13 protein-coding genes and 2 tRNA genes are annotated in these 16,466 nt (G+C 64.7%); all 15 read left to right on the top strand.

Annotation, left to right across the window (positions count from 1 at the left end; genetic code table 11):
* Positions 1-3: 3 nt before the first annotated feature.
* Complete coding sequence (nuoI, locus tag ACEPA4_RS14000; RefSeq protein ID WP_005417924.1) at positions 4-492, top strand: NADH-quinone oxidoreductase subunit NuoI; 489 nt, start codon at positions 4-6, stop codon at positions 490-492.
* A 9-nt stretch (positions 493-501) separates the two neighbouring features.
* On the top strand, positions 502-1,158 hold the full coding sequence (locus ACEPA4_RS13995; protein WP_262090832.1) for an NADH-quinone oxidoreductase subunit J: 657 nt from the start codon (positions 502-504) through the stop codon (positions 1,156-1,158).
* The gene (gene nuoK, locus ACEPA4_RS13990; RefSeq protein WP_005417921.1) at positions 1,155-1,460 is read left to right on the top strand and encodes an NADH-quinone oxidoreductase subunit NuoK; all 306 of its coding nucleotides are present in this window, start codon (positions 1,155-1,157) and stop codon (positions 1,458-1,460) included. The genes ACEPA4_RS13995 and nuoK overlap by 4 nt, the downstream gene beginning before the upstream one ends.
* Positions 1,461-1,467: 7 nt before the next feature.
* Entirely contained in the window at positions 1,468-3,633 is a 2,166-nt protein-coding gene (gene nuoL, locus ACEPA4_RS13985) for an NADH-quinone oxidoreductase subunit L (RefSeq protein ID WP_053500855.1), read from the top strand.
* 23 nt (positions 3,634-3,656) lie between these two features.
* A complete protein-coding gene (locus tag ACEPA4_RS13980) occupies positions 3,657-5,165 on the top strand; it encodes an NADH-quinone oxidoreductase subunit M (RefSeq protein WP_005410452.1) in 1,509 nt (502 codons plus the stop codon).
* Between the two features lie 15 nt (positions 5,166-5,180).
* Complete coding sequence (gene nuoN / locus ACEPA4_RS13975) at positions 5,181-6,641, top strand: NADH-quinone oxidoreductase subunit NuoN (RefSeq protein WP_065179770.1); 1,461 nt, start codon at positions 5,181-5,183, stop codon at positions 6,639-6,641.
* Between the two features lie 128 nt (positions 6,642-6,769).
* A tRNA-Met gene (locus ACEPA4_RS13970) sits at positions 6,770-6,846 on the top strand.
* A gap of 82 nt (positions 6,847-6,928) precedes the next feature.
* Positions 6,929-7,005: transfer RNA gene (locus tag ACEPA4_RS13965), tRNA-Met, on the top strand.
* Between the two features lie 367 nt (positions 7,006-7,372).
* Complete coding sequence (gene rimP / locus ACEPA4_RS13960) at positions 7,373-7,963, top strand: ribosome maturation factor RimP (protein ID WP_005417913.1); 591 nt, start codon at positions 7,373-7,375, stop codon at positions 7,961-7,963.
* A 4-nt stretch (positions 7,964-7,967) separates the two neighbouring features.
* Positions 7,968-9,479, top strand: coding sequence for a transcription termination factor NusA (gene nusA / locus ACEPA4_RS13955; protein ID WP_005417911.1), 1,512 nt, complete (start codon positions 7,968-7,970; stop codon positions 9,477-9,479).
* 92 nt (positions 9,480-9,571) lie between these two features.
* Entirely contained in the window at positions 9,572-12,214 is a 2,643-nt protein-coding gene (gene infB / locus ACEPA4_RS13950; RefSeq protein WP_139727415.1) for a translation initiation factor IF-2, read from the top strand.
* Positions 12,215-12,346: 132 nt separating this feature from the next.
* On the top strand, positions 12,347-12,730 hold the full coding sequence (rbfA, locus tag ACEPA4_RS13945; protein WP_065179361.1) for a 30S ribosome-binding factor RbfA: 384 nt from the start codon (positions 12,347-12,349) through the stop codon (positions 12,728-12,730).
* Positions 12,731-12,837: 107 nt separating this feature from the next.
* Positions 12,838-13,746, top strand: coding sequence for a tRNA pseudouridine(55) synthase TruB (gene truB, locus ACEPA4_RS13940; RefSeq protein ID WP_139727413.1), 909 nt, complete (start codon positions 12,838-12,840; stop codon positions 13,744-13,746).
* A gap of 173 nt (positions 13,747-13,919) precedes the next feature.
* The gene (gene rpsO, locus ACEPA4_RS13935; protein WP_005417886.1) at positions 13,920-14,180 is read left to right on the top strand and encodes a 30S ribosomal protein S15; all 261 of its coding nucleotides are present in this window, start codon (positions 13,920-13,922) and stop codon (positions 14,178-14,180) included.
* 151 nt (positions 14,181-14,331) lie between these two features.
* Entirely contained in the window at positions 14,332-16,440 is a 2,109-nt protein-coding gene (gene pnp, locus ACEPA4_RS13930) for a polyribonucleotide nucleotidyltransferase (RefSeq protein ID WP_053499253.1), read from the top strand.
* The last annotated feature ends 26 nt before the right edge of the window (positions 16,441-16,466 follow it).

Below are 16,466 nucleotides of genomic sequence, written 5' to 3'. Positions count from 1 at the left end.
GTGATGAACAGGATTACCCATTACTTCAAGAGCCTGCTGCTGCTCGAACTGCTGGCCGGCCTCTGGCTGACGCTGAAGTACAGCTTCAAGCCGAAGTACACGATGATGTACCCGATGGAGAAGTTCCCGCAGTCGCCGCGCTTCCGTGGCCTGCACGCCCTGCGCCGTTATCCCAACGGCGAAGAGCGCTGCATTGCCTGCAAGCTGTGTGAAGCGGTGTGCCCGGCCCTGGCCATCACCATCGACTCGGCCAAGCGCGAGGACGGTACCCGCCGCACCACCCGCTACGACATCGACCTGTTCAAGTGCATCTTCTGCGGCTTCTGCGAAGAAAGCTGCCCGGTGGACTCGATCGTCGAAACCCACATCCTCGAGTACCACTTCGAGAACCGTGGCGAAAACATCGTTACCAAGCCGCAGCTGCTGGCCCTTGGCGACCGTCTCGAGTCCGAGATCGCCGAGCGTCGTGCCGCCGATGCCGCTTACCGCTGAGGTCGAAAGATGGATTGGGTAAATATCGCTTTCTGGGTGTTCGCCATCGCGGCAACGGTTTCGGCCGGTGCGGTGATCAGCGTGCGCAACCCGGTTCACGCCGTGCTCTGCCTGGTGCTGACCTTCTTCTCCATTGCCTGCGTGTGGCTGCTGGTGGGGGCCGAGTTCCTCGGCGTGGCCCTGGTGCTGGTCTACGTCGGCGCGGTGATGGTGCTGTTCCTGTTCGTGGTGATGATGCTGGACATCGACCCCACCAAGCTGCGTGAGGGCTGGGTGCGCTACCTGCCGGTCGGCCTCATCGTCGCGGTGGCGATGCTGGCGCAGATGCTGATCCTGATCGGCGTCAAGGCACGCGCAGTCACGCCGTTCCCGGCCGACAACGCTGCTGCGGTCGCCGCCGACAGTTCCAACATCACCTGGCTGGCACGCACGCTGTTCACCGAGTACCTGCTGCCGTTCGAGTTCGCCGCCGTCATCCTGACCGTGGCCGTGGTTGCCGCCGTCATGCTGACCCTGCGCCGTCGTACCGGCGTCAAGAGCCAGAACCCGGGCGAGCAGACCATGGTCAAGGCCGGCCAGCGCCTGCGCATGGTCAAGATGGGTGCCGAAGCACCGGTCGTGCACAGCAACAGCAAGCCGGCCACCGGCGAGGAGACCCAGCCGTGATTACCCTTGGCCACATCCTTGCGCTTGGCGCAGTGCTGTTCGCCATCAGCCTGGCCGGCATCTTCCTCAACCGGAAGAACGTCATCGTCCTGCTGATGTCGATCGAACTGATGCTGCTGTCGGTGAACATCAACTTCGTCGGCTTCTCGCGCCAGCTGGGCGACCCGTCCGGCCAGCTGTTCGTGTTCTTCATCCTGACCGTCGCCGCCGCGGAAGCCGCCATCGGCCTGGCGATCCTGGTGACCCTGTTCCGTACCCGCCGCACGATCAATGTCGGCGAAGTCGATTCGTTGAAGGGCTGATCCACAGATGGAAATCACTCTCTCCAAGAGTCTGTTGATCGCAGTGGTGCTTGCGCCGCTGTTCGGCAGCATCATCGCCGGCCTGTTCGGTCGCCAGGTCAAGCGCTTCGGCGCGCAGACCATCACCATCCTCGGCGTCGCGGTGGCCTGCGGCCTGTCGATGTACACGCTCTACCAGCTGCTGTGGGGCGGCGCACAGCCGTTCAACCAGAACATCTACACGTTCTTCGAAGTCGGCCAGTACTCGGCCCACGTCGGCTTCATGGTCGACAAGCTGACCGCGATGATGATGGTGGTGGTGACCTTCGTGTCGCTGCTGGTCCACATCTACACGATCGGCTACATGCAGGACGATCCGGGCTACCAGCGGTTCTTCAGCTACATCTCGCTGTTCACCTTCTCGATGCTCACCCTGGTGATGAGCAACAACTTCCTGCAGCTGTTCTTCGGCTGGGAAGCGGTGGGCCTGGTGTCGTACCTGCTGATCGGCTTCTGGTTCAAGCGCCCGACCGCGATCTTCGCCAACATGAAGGCGTTCCTGGTCAACCGCGTCGGCGACTTCGGCTTCCTGCTCGGCATCGCCGGCGTGCTGTGGGTGTTCGGCACCCTGGACTACTCGCAGGTGTTCTCGCAGGCCGGCATGCTGGCTGATCCGCGCGCCCAGCTGCAGATCTGGGACGGCACGATCCTGGGCATGCAGCTGCTCAACGAGCCGGTGATCTGGTCGATCGCTACCGTCATCTGCATCTGCCTGTTCATTGGTGCCATGGGCAAGTCGGCCCAGGTCCCGCTGCACGTGTGGCTGCCCGACTCGATGGAAGGCCCGACCCCGATCTCGGCACTGATCCACGCCGCGACGATGGTGACCGCCGGTATCTTCATGGTCACCCGCATGTCGCCGCTGTTCGAGCTGTCGCAGACCGCGCTGAACTTCGTGCTGTTCATCGGTGCCACCACCGCGTTCTTCACCGGCCTGATCGGTATCGTGCAGAACGACATCAAGCGCGTCGTCGCGTACTCCACGCTGTCGCAGCTGGGCTACATGACGGTTGCACTGGGCGTGTCGGCCTACTCGGCAGCCGTGTTCCACCTGATGACCCACGCCTTCTTCAAGGCGCTGCTGTTCCTGGGTGCCGGCTCGGTCATCATTGCCATGCACCACGAGCAGGACATGCGCAAGATGGGTGGCCTGCGCAAGTACATGCCGATCACCTTCATCACCATGTGGATCGGTACGCTGGCACTGGTGGGTACGCCGTTCTTCTCGGGCTTCTACTCGAAGGACACCATCATCGAGGCGGCCGAGCTGCACGCGCACCTGTCCGACAACTGGGTGGCCACCTACGGCTACTGGGCAGTGCTGGGTGGCGTGATCGTCACCAGCTTCTACAGCTTCCGCCTGCTGTTCCTGACCTTCCACGGCAAGGAGCGTTTCCGCGACGTGCATCATGACGATCATGGTCACGGCCATGACGCTCACCACGCCGCCGACGCCCACCACGGCGATGCGCATCACGATGACCACGGCCATGGCCACGGTCCGCATGAGCCGCACGAAACCCCGTGGGTGGTGACCTTGCCGCTGATCCTGCTGGCCATCCCGTCGATCGCCATCGGTTTCTTCAGCATCGGTCCGATGCTGTACGGCACCGACTGGGCCGGCCATCATGCCCACGATGCCATCAAGGGCCAGGCGCATACGTTCTTCACCGGAATCGTCGACTTCTACGATCCGGCCAAGAACACCATCGGCTTCCTGGGTGAGGAGTTCCACGGCCCGGTCGCCTTCGCGCTGCACGGCATGATGGCTCCGGCGTTCATGCTGACCGTTGCGGGCTTCCTGCTGGCCGCACTGTTCTACCTGTGGAAGCCGGACCTGTCGGGCAAGGCGCGCAAGACCTTCGCTCCGCTGGTGTCGGTGCTGGAAAACAAGTACGGCTTCGACAAGCTGTGGATCGATGGCTTTGCCGGTGGCAGCGTCAAGCTGGGCAAGGTCTCGCGCTGGATCGACAGCAACATCGTCGACGGCGTGGTCAATCTCTCGGCACGTGTTGTGGACGTTGCAGCCGGCGTGCTGCGTCGTACCCAATCCGGTTTCCTCTATCACTACGCCTTCGCGATGATCATCGGCCTGATTGCCCTGCTGGGCGTGCTGATGCATTACCTGCGTTGATGACCTGTACGGAATAAGAAGACGTGTCGAACTGGCCTCTACTCAGTGTCCTCATCTGGCTGCCGATCATCGGTGGCGCCCTGATCCTTGCGATCCGTGATGCGCAGACCGCCCGCTGGGCGTCGCTGGGCGTAGCGGTGCTGACGTTCGTGGCGAGCCTCTCGCTGCTGAGCGGCTACAACGCGGGCATCGACGGTCTGCAGTTCGTCGAGACCCATGCCTGGATCCCGGCGTACAAGATCGGCTACAACCTGGGCGTGGACGGCATTGCCGTGGCGCTGATCCTGCTGACTACCCTGGTCAGCGTGCTTGCCCTGATCGGCGCCTGGAGCGCCATCGACAAGCGCGTGAACCAGTACGTGGCGGCCTTCCTGATCCTGGAAGGCGTCACGGTCGGTATCTTCGCGGCGACGGACGCGATGCTGTTCTACGTGTTCTTCGAGGCGATGCTGATCCCGATGTTCCTGATCATCGGTGTCTGGGGCGGCCCGCGTCGCATCTACGCTGCGCTGAAGTTCTTCCTGTACACCTTCCTCGGCTCGGTGCTGATGCTGGTGGCACTGATCTACCTGTACATGAAGGGCGGCAGCTTCCAGCTGGCCGACCTGTATGCACTGCCACTGTCGGCCAAGGAACAGACCTGGATCTTCTTCGCGTTCCTGATCGCCTTCGCGGTCAAGGTGCCGATGTTCCCGGTCCATACCTGGCTGCCGGACGCCCACGTGGAAGCGCCGACCGCCGGTTCGGTGATCCTGGCCGCCATCGCCCTGAAGATCGGTGGCTATGGCTTCCTGCGCTTCAACCTGCCGATCGTCCCGGACGCGTCGCAGGAATGGGCCTGGCTGGTGATTGCGCTGTCGTTGATCGCAGTGATCTACGTTGGCCTGGTCGCCCTGGTGCAGGACGACATGAAGAAGCTGATCGCCTATTCGTCGATCGCGCACATGGGCTTCGTCACCCTGGGCACCTTCATTGCCCTGTGGCTGGTCCGTGAAGCCGGCAACGCCGATGCCGCCCGCCTGGGCCTGCAGGGCGCCATGGTGCAGATGATCTCGCACGGCTTCGTCTCCGGCGCGATGTTCTCCTGTGTCGGCGTGCTGTACGACCGCATGCACAGCCGCCGCATCGCCGATTACGGCGGCGTGGTCAACGTGATGCCGTGGTTCGCCACCTTCGCCATGCTGTTCTTCATGGCCAACGCGGGCCTGCCCGGTACCAGCGGTTTCGTTGGCGAGTTCATGGTCATCCTGTCGGCCTTCCAGCGCAATCCGTGGATCGCGCTGGGCGCGGCCACCACCCTGATCATCGGCGCCGCCTACACCCTGTGGCTGTACAAGCGCATCTTCTTCGGTGAAGTGGCCAACAGCCATGTTGCCGAACTGAAGGACATCAACGGCCGCGAATGGCTGGTGCTGGGCGTGTTCGCCATCGGCGTGCTGGCCCTGGGCATCTATCCCAAGCCGCTGACCGACCTGATGGAGCCCTCGATCGCGAAGCTGGCGATGCAGATCGCATCCAGCAAGCTGCTGTAATTCCAGGATTTGATGATGACCACCTCGCCGCTGCTGCCATTGACCGCCGCTGACCTGCCACCGCTCGCTCCCGAGCTGGTGCTGATCGGCAGCGCCTTCGCCCTGATGATCCTCGACCTGTTCGTCAGCAACCGGAACAAGATCGTCACCCACCTGTTCTCGCTCGCTGCGCTGGCCGTGGTGCTGTTCATGCTGGTCACCGGCGTGGGCGGGCAGGGCGAGGTCTTCCATGGCATGTTCGTGCGCGATACCGCCGCGGACGTGATGAAGACCGGGATCGTGCTGCTCAGCGGCCTGACCCTGGTCTACGGCTGGCGTTACCTGCGTGACCGCAACCTGTTCCAGGGCGAGATCCCGGTGCTGATCCTGTTCGGCACCGCCGGCATGATGATCCTGGTGTCGGCCGGCAGCCTGCTGATGGTCTACCTGGGCCTGGAACTGCTGGCGCTGTGCTCCTACGCCCTGGTCGCCAGCAACCGCGAAAACGGCCTGGCCTCGGAAGCGGCGATGAAGTACATCGTGCTCGGCTCGCTGGCCTCTGGCCTGCTGCTGTACGGCATGTCGCTGATCTACGGCGCTACCGGCAGCCTGCACCTGGACGTCATCCGTGACGCCATCCCGCACTCGGAAGAGCGCGTGCTGCTGATCACCGGTGCGGTGTTCATGATCGCCGGCGTCGCCTTCAAGCTGGGTGCCGCACCGTTCCACATGTGGCTGCCGGACGTGTACCAGGGTGCCCCGGCACCGATCGCACTGTTCATCAGCTCGGCGCCGAAGCTGGCCGCCTTCGGCATGGCCTACCGCCTGCTGGAAATGGGCGTGGGTCCGCTGTCGACCGAACTGCAGCTGCTGATCGCCGGCCTGGCCGCAGTCTCGCTGGTCATCGGCAACCTGATGGCCATCGCGCAGAGCAATCTCAAGCGCATGCTGGCGTTCTCCACCGTCTCGCACATCGGCTTCCTGCTGATGGGCATCGCCGGTGGTGGCGCACAGGGCTATGCCGCTGCGCTGTTCTACGCACTGGCCTACGCCATCATGTCGACCGCCGCCTTCGGCGCGATCATCGCGCTGTCGCGTGCCGGCTTTGAAGCCGAGAACATCGAGGACTTCAAGGGCCTCAATGCCCGCAACCCGTGGATGGCCGGCCTGGTGCTGTGCATCATGGCGTCGCTGGCCGGCATCCCGCCGTTCCTGGGCTTCTGGACCAAGCTGGCGGTGCTGGGCGCGGCCGTCAACGGCGGCCTGCTGTGGCTGGCCATCCTGGGCGTGCTGTGCGCCGTGGTCGGCTGCTTCTACTACCTGCGCGTCATCAAGGTCATGTACTTCGATGAGCCGGTGGGCGAGGCCATGCCGCGCAACAACGACCGCGTGCTGGGTGTGGTGCTGGGTGTCAATGCCCTGGCGCTGCTGGCCTTGGGCCTGGCCTGGAACCCGATCATGGTCTGGTGCCAGCAGGCATTTGCGCATCTTGCATAAAAGTTGACACAAAGCTGCGCGATTCGTGTAATATGCGCAGCCTGAGTTGTCACTGCAGCGGTTCAGCCAGAACATCGTTGCGGTAGCCCCCCCTCGAAAGAGCAGGGCAGCAGTTCAAACACTTCCGGTGCGGGGTGGAGCAGTCTGGCAGCTCGTCGGGCTCATAACCCGAAGGTCGCAGGTTCAAATCCTGCCCCCGCTACCAACTTCGGATCGGCGCCAACCGATTTGATGAATGAGGGGAGGCTTGCAGTTTTTGGAGCAACCGCTCATAATTCCGCTTCTGATGCGGGGTGGAGCAGTCTGGCAGCTCGTCGGGCTCATAACCCGAAGGTCGCAGGTTCAAATCCTGCCCCCGCTACCAAGTAAAGAGATCGCCTTCGAAGTGCTGCTTCGAGGGCGTTTTTCTTTGGGGTCTGCGTCGTTTCTGCGTGATCGGGGTCAGATCCCTTTTCCCGTGGAAAAGGGGTCTGACCCCGGGTCCGCACCTTGCACCAGCGCGGTGCAGCCGCTATCATCAGCGGCCTAGCAGTACCCCTGAAGGCGGCCTCCCAGCGGGAGTCCGGACCCGGAAGGAGGGCCGCAACCGGCAGGCAATGCAGGTTGCAACCGGAATCCAGTCACCGGAGTCTTTCCGGAAAAGGGGCCCAACGGGCCCTTTGTCGTTTCCGGGGCGTCATGTTTCCACGCCGGCCAAGGCCGGCACCCAACCATAGAGATCAAGGCAGGCTGTGAGCGACAAGGCAACCGACATCGCGAATCTGCTCGCCCCGACCGTTGTGTCGCTGGGCCTGGAGCTGCTGGGCGTTGAGTATCTGCCGGCCCCCGGCGGTGCGACCCTGCGCCTTTACATCGACGTGCCGCTGGCTGAACAGCCCGAGCGCATCATCAATGTCGACGACTGCGAGCGGGTCAGCCGCGAAGTCTCGGCGCAGCTGGACGTCGAAGACCCGATCAGCGGCAACTACACGCTGGAAGTGTCCTCGCCGGGCGTGGACCGCCCGCTGTTCAACCTGGAGCAGTTCGGCCGCCACCAGGGTGAATCGGCCAAGGTCACGCTGAAGTTGCCGCAGGACAACCGTCGTCGCCTGCAGGGCCGCATCGAAGCGATCGACGAGGCCGCGGGCACCATCACCTTCATCGTCGACAAGGCTGAAGTGGTCGTGTCGGCCGACAACATCGACAAGGCACGGATCATGCCCGACTGGGTGGCGCTGGGGCTGGCCCCGAGCAAGCCGACCGGTCCGGCGCCGAAGCGTCCGAAGCCGAACACGAATTCTTCTTCCAACGAGCCGGCGGCAAAGAAGCCGCGCGCGGAGTGAGCCAATGAGCAAGGAACTGTTGCTGGTAGTCGACGCAGTCGCCAACGAGAAGGGCGTGCCGCGTGAAGTGATCTTCGATGCCATCGAGGCCGCCCTGGCCTCGGCAGCGAAGAAGCGCTATCCCGAGGAGGAAGTGCTGACCCGCGTGGTCATCGACCACAAGGATGGCAGCTACGAAACCTTCCGCCGCTGGGAAGTGGTGGCCGATGATGTGGTGATGGAATCGCCGGATCGCCAGATCCGCCTGATGGACGCGGTCGACGAGGCCGAAGGCGTCGAGGTCGGCGACTACATCGAAGAGCAGATCGAGAACCCGGACTTCGGCCGCATCGCTGCCCAGGCCGCCAAGCAGGTCATCGTCCAGCGCGTGCGCGAAGCCGAGCGCCAGCAGGTCGTGGATGCATGGAAGGATCGCGTGGGTGAGCTGATCACCGGTGTGGTCAAGCGCGCCGAGCGCGGCAACATCTACGTCGACCTCGGTGGCAATGCCGAAGGCTTCATTCCGAAGGACAAGGGCATTCCGCGCGACGTGCTGCGTGCCGGCGACCGCGTGCGCGGCTACCTGGCCGAAGTGCGCTCGGAGCCGCGTGGCCCGCAGCTGTTCATCAGCCGCGCCGCGCCGGAGTTCATGATCGAGCTGTTCAAGCTGGAAGTGCCGGAAGTCGGCCAGGGCCTGGTGGAAATCAAGGCCTGCGCCCGCGATCCGGGCGACCGCGCCAAGATCGCCGTGCTGGCCCACGACCAGCGCACCGACCCGATCGGTGCCTGCATCGGCATGCGCGGTTCGCGCGTGCAGGCCGTGTCCAACGAGCTCAATGGCGAGCGCGTGGACATCGTGCTGTGGAACGACAACCCGGCCAACTTCGTCATCAACGCGATGGCGCCGGCCGAAGTGCAGTCGATCATCGTCGATGAGGACAAGCACTCGATGGACCTGGCCGTTGCCGAAGACCGCCTGGCCCAGGCGATCGGCAAGGGCGGCCAGAACGTGCGCCTGGCCAGCCGCCTGACCGGCTGGCAGCTCAACGTGATGACCCAGGACCAGGTCACTGCCAAGTCGGAGGCCGAGCAGGCTGCCGCCCGCCAGCTGTTCATGGACAAACTGGAAGTGGACGAGGAAATCGCCGGCATCCTGGTCAGCGAAGGCTTCGGCACCGTCGAGGAAATCGCATATGTCCCGGTCGGCGAACTGCTGGCCGTGGAAGGTTTCGACGAGGACATCGTCGAAGAGCTGCGCGCTCGTGCCCGCGATGCGCTGCTCAATGAGGCCCTGGCAGTCGAGGAAGGCCTTGAAGACGGCCAGCCGGCGCAGGACCTGCTGTCCCTGAAGGGCATGGACGAAGCCACCGCATATGCGCTGGCCGGCCACGGCGTGCGTACCAGCGAGGACCTGTCCGACCTGGCCGCCGACGAGGTCATGGACTTCGGCATCGAAGGACTGGATCAGGCGCGCGCCGCTGCGCTGATCCTGGCCGCCCGTGCCGAGGAGATCGCCCGACTGGAACGCGGCGAATGAGCCGGCAATGAACAGGGCCCTGAGCCGCTCAGGGCGTAGAATCCGCGCCACCTCCAGATGCGGGGGGGCGCCCACAAGATCATAGGATCCGAATGTCGCAGCAAACCACCATCCGCAAGCTTGCCGAACTGGTCAACACGCCGGTCGAAAAACTGCTGGAACAGCTGGCCGGTGCCGGCATGAAGTTCAGCGGTCCCGACCAGGTCGTGACCAGCTCCGAGAAGGTAAAGCTCCTGGGCTTCCTTCGTCGTTCGCACGGCAAGCCCGAGCAGGCCCCGGAAGAGACCGATCAGTCTGCAAAGAAGATCACGCTCAACCGCCGGAAGCAGCAGGAAGTGACGGTCAATTCCGGTCGCAGCAAGACGACCGTGAATGTCGAGGTGCGCCAGAAGCGTACCTACGTCAAGGATGGTGCTCGCGCCATGACGCCGGACGAAGAGCGCGCCGACATCCTGCGCAAGCTGGAAGAGTCGCGTGCGCGCAACCTCGCCGAACAGCAGGCCCTGGCCGAGAAGGATCGTCTGCGCGACGAGGCCATCGTCCGTGCCCGTGAGGAAGAGGCCGCCGCCAAGGAACGCGCCGAGGCCGAGAAGAAGGCCGCCGAGGAAGCTGCGGCTGCGGCCAAGGCGGCCGAGGCACTGGCCGCCAGCAAGCCCAAGCGTGCTCCGATCGACGAAACCGCGCCGCGCCCGCCGCGCGCCCCGGCCGCCGCCCCGGCTGCGCCGCGTGGTGCTCCGCCGCCGCGCAACGACGAGCGCAACAACCGCAGCGCGCCGCGCAACGAGCGTGGCCCGGGCGACCGCTTCGCCGGCCAGATGCACCTGTCGGCCGCCGACCGTGCGCGTCGTGGCAACAGCAACAACAGCAGTTCGCGTGGACGTCCGGGTGGCCGCAACCAGTCCGGTGGCCGTCGCGACATGTCGCGTGGTGGCAACAATGCCGGTCCGCACGCGTTCGAACGCCCGACCGCACCGGTCGTGCGTGAAGTCGCGATCGGCGAGACCATCACCGTGGCCGACCTGGCGCAGAAGCTCGCGCTGAAGGGCGGCGAGGTGGTGAAGGCGCTGTTCAAGATGGGCGTGATGGCGACCATCACCCAGTCCATCGACCACGACACCGCTGCGCTGGTGACCGAAGAACTCGGCCACAAGGCGATCCGTGCCAACGACAACGATGCCGAAGACGCGCTGCTGGCTTCGACCGGTGAAAACCAGGGCGAAGCCGTACAGCGCCCGCCGGTGGTCACCATCATGGGTCACGTGGACCACGGCAAGACCTCGCTGCTGGACTACATCCGCCGCACCAAGGTTGCCCACGGCGAAGCCGGCGGCATCACCCAGCATATCGGCGCCTACCACGTCGAGACGCCCAAGGGCGTCATCAGCTTCCTGGATACCCCGGGCCACGCCGCGTTCACCTCGATGCGTGCCCGCGGTGCCAAGCTGACCGACATCGTGGTGCTGGTGGTTGCTGCCGACGACGGCGTCATGCCGCAGACCAAGGAAGCGATCCAGCACGCCCGTTCGGCGGGTGTGCCGCTGATCGTGGCGATCAACAAGATCGACAAGTCCGGCGCCGACCCGATGCGGGTCAAGAACGAGCTGCTCTCCGAGCAGGTCGTGGCCGAAGAGTTCGGTGGTGACATCCAGATGGTGGAGATCTCGGCCAAGACCGGCCTGGGCATCGACGACCTGCTGGACGCGGTGTCGGTGCAGGCCGAACTGCTGGAACTGAAGGCCGTCGACGAAGGCCGCGCCTCGGGCGTGGTGATCGAATCGTCGCTGGACAAGGGCCGCGGCCCGGTCGCTACGGTGCTGGTGCAGCAGGGCCGCCTGAAGAAGGGCGACTACCTGGTGTGCGGTATCCAGTACGGCCGCGTGCGTGCGCTGTTCGACGAAACCGGCAAGCAGCCGGAGTTCGCCGGCCCGTCGATCCCGGTGCAGGTCCTGGGCCTGTCCGGTGTGCCGGAAGCCGGAGACGACTTCGTGGTGGTCGAGGACGAGCGCCTGGCCAAGGATGTTGCCCAGCAGCGTGAGACCAAGCGCCGTGAATCGCGCCTGGTCGCCACCGCTGGCAGCCGCATGGAAGACATCATGGCGACCCTGGGCAAGGGCGAGGGCCAGCAGGTCCTCAACTTGGTCATCAAGGCCGACGTGCAGGGTTCGGTGCAGGCCCTGAGCCAGGCACTGGTCGCGCTGTCCAACGAAGACATCCGCATCAACGTGATCCACTCCGGCGTCGGCGGCATCACCGAATCGGATGCCAACTCGGCGGCTGCTTCGAAGGCCACCGTCATCGGCTTCAACGTGCGTGCGGATGCTTCGGCCCGTCGCATCATTGAATCCAACGGCGTTGACCTGCGTTACTTCTCGATCATCTATGACGTGATCGATCAGGTGAAGCAGGTGGCATCCGGTCTGCTGGGCGTGGAGATCCGCGAAGAGATCATCGGTATCGCCGAGGTCCGCGACGTCTTCCGCAGCTCCAAGCTGGGCGCCGTTGCCGGCTCGATGGTCATCGAGGGCGTGGTCAAGCGCAACAAGCCGATCCGCGTGCTGCGCGACAGCGTGGTGATCTTCGAGGGCGAGCTGGAATCGCTGCGTCGCTTCAAGGAGAACGTCGAGGAAGTCCGCAACGGTACCGAATGCGGTATCGCGGTGAAGGCCTACAACGACGTCAAGCCGGGCGACCAGATCGAGTGCTTCGAGCGTATCGAAGTGCCGCGCACCCTGTAATGCTGCAAGGTGGCCCGACCAACGGTCGGGCCCTACCATGTACCTGTAGCGCCCGACCGTTGGTCGGGCGACAATCGAATCAAAGGTAGCGCCCGACCGTTGGTCGGGCGACAACTGAACCAAGAGCTGCTCGTGCCCAAGACTTTCCATCGAACCGACCGTGTCTCCGCCCAGCTGCGCCGTGAACTCGGCACCCTGGTGCACAACGCCGTGCGCGAGCACGGGTTGCCCTCGGTGAGCGTGTCCGACGTGGAAATCACCCGCGACATGGCCCATGCCAAGGTGTTCGTCACCGCCCTGATGCCGGAACGCTCGGCTGAAGCCGTGGCCGGCCTGAAGGAGCTGGGCTACCGCCTGCGCATGGACCTGGCCCGCGCGATGAAGCTGCGCCACGTGCCGGAGCTGCATTTCCACTACGACGACTCGGTCGACCGTGGTGAGCACATCGACAACATCCTGCGCGACCTGCCCGATACGCTGGCCGCGGAGAAGCGTCGCGGGAGCGACGACGAATAACCGCGCGACGCCGGGCATGCCCGGCGTCGTTGCATTCCGGCTGTGCGACGTCTGACGCAGACCGCGCTGCGGCAGCCGAGCATGGCTCGGCCCTACACATTCCTGCCATGACCCGAATTCAGTTCCGCCGCCTGGATGGCATCCTGCTGCTCGACAAGTCGACCGGCATGAGCTCCAACGCCGCCCTGCAAGTGGCGCGCCGCCTGTTCCGTGCCGAGAAGGGTGGCCACACCGGCAGCCTCGACCCGTTGGCCACCGGCCTGCTGCCACTATGCTTCGGCGAGGCCACCAAGATCGCCGGCCTGCTGCTGGGTTCGGCCAAGGCGTACGATGCCGAGATCGTCCTCGGCCAGACCACGGATACCGATGATGCCGAGGGCCAGGTGCTGGTGCAGCGCCCGGTGCCGGCGATCAGCGCCGAGGCCCTGCAGGCTGCGCTGGCGCCATTGACGGGGAACATCCGTCAGCGGGCTCCGATCTATTCGGCGCTGAAGCAGGGCGGGGAACCGCTGTATGTGAAGGCCCGCCGCGGCGAGGCCATCGAGGCTCCGGAGCGCGAGGTCCAGGTGCACGCGATCGAGGTGCTCGAACAGCTGCCCGGGCGCCTGCACCTGCGCGTGACCTGTGGCTCCGGCACCTATATCCGCAGCCTGGCCCGCGATCTCGGCGAACGCCTGGGCTGTGGCGCCCACATCAGCGCGCTGCGCCGGCTGTGGGTCGAACCGTTCCGCGCGCCGGCGATGGTCACCCTGGACCAGTTGCGGGCGATGGCCGAGGCCGGCGACGAGGCGGGCATGGACGCGCTGCTGCTGCCGCTGGCAGCCGGCCTGGCTGGATACCCGCGGGTCGACCTCGATGCCGGGCAGACCCGCCGCTTCTGCGTCGGCCAGCGCCAGCGTGACGCGTCCTGGCCGCATGGCCTGGTGGCCGTGTTCGGTCCGGACGATGCTGTCCAGGGCCTGGGCCAGGTCGACGACAGTGGCCTGCTGGCCCCGCAGCGCCGTTTCAACCTCTGACCGGGGCAGGGTGGTTCAGCCCCGGTCCTTGTCCCGGAAGCCCCTGGCCGTTACAATTTCGCGGCCGTTTTCCGGCAACCTGCCTCGCGCAGGTTTCATCCTCGTAGTCCACGGCGAGCCTGGCGGTGCGCGAAGCGCGTTCCTGCCGGCCACGCATCACAGAGAAAAAAGAAATGTCGATCGACACCCAGAAGGTCATTGAAGACAACAAGCGCAGCGCCGCTGACACCGGCTCCCCGGAAGTCCAGGTTGCCCTGCTGACCGCCCGCATCGAACTGCTGACTGGCCACTTCAAGACCCACAAGAAGGATCACCACAGCCGCCGCGGCCTGCTGCAGATGGTCAACCGCCGTCGCAGCCTGCTCGACTACCTGAAGAAGAAGGACGTCGAGCGTTACAAGGCCCTGATCGAAAAGCTTGGCCTGCGTCGCTAAGCAACGAATCCCCCGCGGCGCAGCGATGCGCCGCGGTTTTGTTTTGTAGCACCGCAATCCCCGATTCAGGCCGGAACGATCCGGCCACCCGCTGGCGGCAAGGGTCGCCGACGGTCCAAATTCGCAGACAGCATCCCCAAGGACACCCTCCGTGGCAAAAATCACCAAAACCTTCCAGTACGGCAAGCACACCGTCACGCTTGAGACCGGCGAAGTCGCCCGCCAGGCCAGCGGCGCGGTCATCGTCAAGATGGACGACACCGTACTGCTGGTCACCGCCGTCGCCGCCAAGAGCGCGCGCGAAGGCCAGGACTTCTTCCCGCTGACCGTCGATTATCAGGAAAAGTTCTACGCCGGCGGCCGCATCCCGGGTGGTTTCTTCAAGCGTGAAGGCCGTGCGACCGAGAAGGAAACGCTGATCTCGCGTCTGATCGACCGTCCGATCCGTCCGCTGTTCCCGGAAGACTACAAGAACGAAGTGCAGATCATCGCCACGGTCATGTCGCTGAACCCGGACGTGGACGGCGACATCCCGGCCCTGATCGGCGCCTCGGCTGCCCTGGCCCTGGCCGGCACCCCGTTCATGGGCCCGATCGGCGCTGCCAAGGTCGGCTACAAGAACGGCGAGTACATCCTGAACCCGACCGTCAGCGAACTGGCTGACTCGCAGCTGGAACTGGTCGTTGCCGGTACCTCCAACGCCGTGCTGATGGTCGAATCCGAAGCCGCGCTGCTGTCCGAAGACGTGATGCTGGGCGCCGTGACTTTCGGTCACCGCGAAATGCAGAAGGTCATCAACGCGATCAACGAGCTGACCGTCGAAGCCGGCACCAAGCCGTCGACCTGGGAAGCCCCGGCCAAGAACGACGCGCTGATCTCCGCGCTGAAGGAAGCCATCGGCCCGCGCCTGGGCGAAGCCTTCCAGGTGCGCGACAAGCTGCAGCGCCGTGACGCCATCTCGGCGATCAAGAAGGACGTGTTCGAAGCCCTGGCGGGCCGCGTGGCCGCCGAAGGCTGGAACCCGGCCGAGCTGTCGAAGGAATTCGGCGAGCTGGAATACCGCACCATGCGTGACTCGGTGCTGGACACCAAGGTCCGTATCGACGGCCGTGCGCTGGACACCGTCCGCCCGATCGCCGTGAAGACTGGCGTGCTGCCGCGTACCCACGGTTCCTCGCTGTTCACCCGCGGCGAAACCCAGGCCATCGTGACCATCACCCTGGGCACTGCCCGTGATGGCCAGGTCATCGATGCCGTTGCCGGTGAGTACAAGGAAAACTTCCTGTTCCACTATAACTTCCCTCCGTTCTCGGTGGGCGAGTGCGGCCGCATGATGGGCCCGAAGCGCCGCGAAATCGGCCACGGTCGTCTGGCCAAGCGCGGCGTGCTGGCTGTCATGCCGTCGCTGGAAGCCTTCCCGTACACCATCCGCGTCGTCTCGGAAATCACCGAGTCGAACGGTTCTTCGTCGATGGCGTCGGTCTGCGGCTCGTCGCTGGCCCTGATGGACGCCGGCGTGCCGGTGAAGGCACCGGTGGCCGGTATTGCCATGGGCCTGGTCAAGGAAGGCGACCGTTTCGTGGTCCTGTCCGACATCCTGGGTGACGAAGATCACCTGGGCGACATGGACTTCAAGGTGGCCGGTACCGCTGAGGGCATCTCCGCCCTGCAGATGGACATCAAGATCGAAGGCATCACCGAAGAGATCATGAAGCAGGCCCTGCAGCAGGCCAAGGCTGGCCGTCTGCACATCCTGGGTGAAATGGCCCACGGCCTGACCGCTCCGCGTGAGGAGCTGTCGGACTACGCGCCGCGCCTGCTGACCATCAAGATCCACCCGGACAAGATCCGCGAAGTGATTGGCAAGGGTGGCTCGACCATCCAGGCCATCACCAAGGAAACCGGCACCCAGATCGACATCCAGGACGACGGCACCATCGTCATCGCGTCGGTCAACGCCATCGCTGCCCAGGCTGCCAAGGCCCGCATCGAGCAGATCACCTCGGACGTCGAGCCGGGCCGCATCTACGAAGGCAAGGTCGCCAAGATCATGGACTTCGGTGCGTTCGTCACCATCCTGCCGGGCAAGGACGGCCTGGTCCACGTGTCGCAGATCTCCAGCGAGCGCGTCGAGAAGGTCGGCGACAAGCTGAAGGAAGGCGATGTGGTCAAGGTCAAGGTGCTGGAAGTCGACAAGCAGGGCCGTATCCGCCTGTCGATGAAGGCCGTCGAAGAAGGCGAAGGCGCCAGCGCCGAATAATCGGTACTGCTGATCGTGCGGTGGGT

The sequence above is a fragment of the Stenotrophomonas sp. P2112 genome (genome assembly GCF_041897515.1).
Taxonomy (GTDB): Bacteria; Pseudomonadota; Gammaproteobacteria; order Xanthomonadales; family Xanthomonadaceae; genus Stenotrophomonas; species Stenotrophomonas sepilia.
The sequence above is the reverse complement of the archived record's forward strand: the minus strand, read 5'-3'. Positions and strand labels throughout refer to the sequence as shown.

What these genes read in the sequence shown, in the direction of transcription:
- nuoI (WP_005417924.1), top strand. Translation starts at nt 4, where the DNA reads ATGAACAGGATTACCCATTACTTCAAGAGCCTGCTGCTGCTCGAACTG.
- ACEPA4_RS13995 (WP_262090832.1), top strand. Translation starts at nt 502, where the DNA reads ATGGATTGGGTAAATATCGCTTTCTGGGTGTTCGCCATCGCGGCAACG.
- nuoL (WP_053500855.1), top strand. Translation starts at nt 1,468, where the DNA reads ATGGAAATCACTCTCTCCAAGAGTCTGTTGATCGCAGTGGTGCTTGCG.
- nuoN (WP_065179770.1), top strand. Translation starts at nt 5,181, where the DNA reads ATGACCACCTCGCCGCTGCTGCCATTGACCGCCGCTGACCTGCCACCG.
- nusA (WP_005417911.1), top strand. Translation starts at nt 7,968, where the DNA reads ATGAGCAAGGAACTGTTGCTGGTAGTCGACGCAGTCGCCAACGAGAAG.
- infB (WP_139727415.1), top strand. Translation starts at nt 9,572, where the DNA reads ATGTCGCAGCAAACCACCATCCGCAAGCTTGCCGAACTGGTCAACACG.
- truB (WP_139727413.1), top strand. Translation starts at nt 12,838, where the DNA reads ATGACCCGAATTCAGTTCCGCCGCCTGGATGGCATCCTGCTGCTCGAC.
- rpsO (WP_005417886.1), top strand. Translation starts at nt 13,920, where the DNA reads ATGTCGATCGACACCCAGAAGGTCATTGAAGACAACAAGCGCAGCGCC.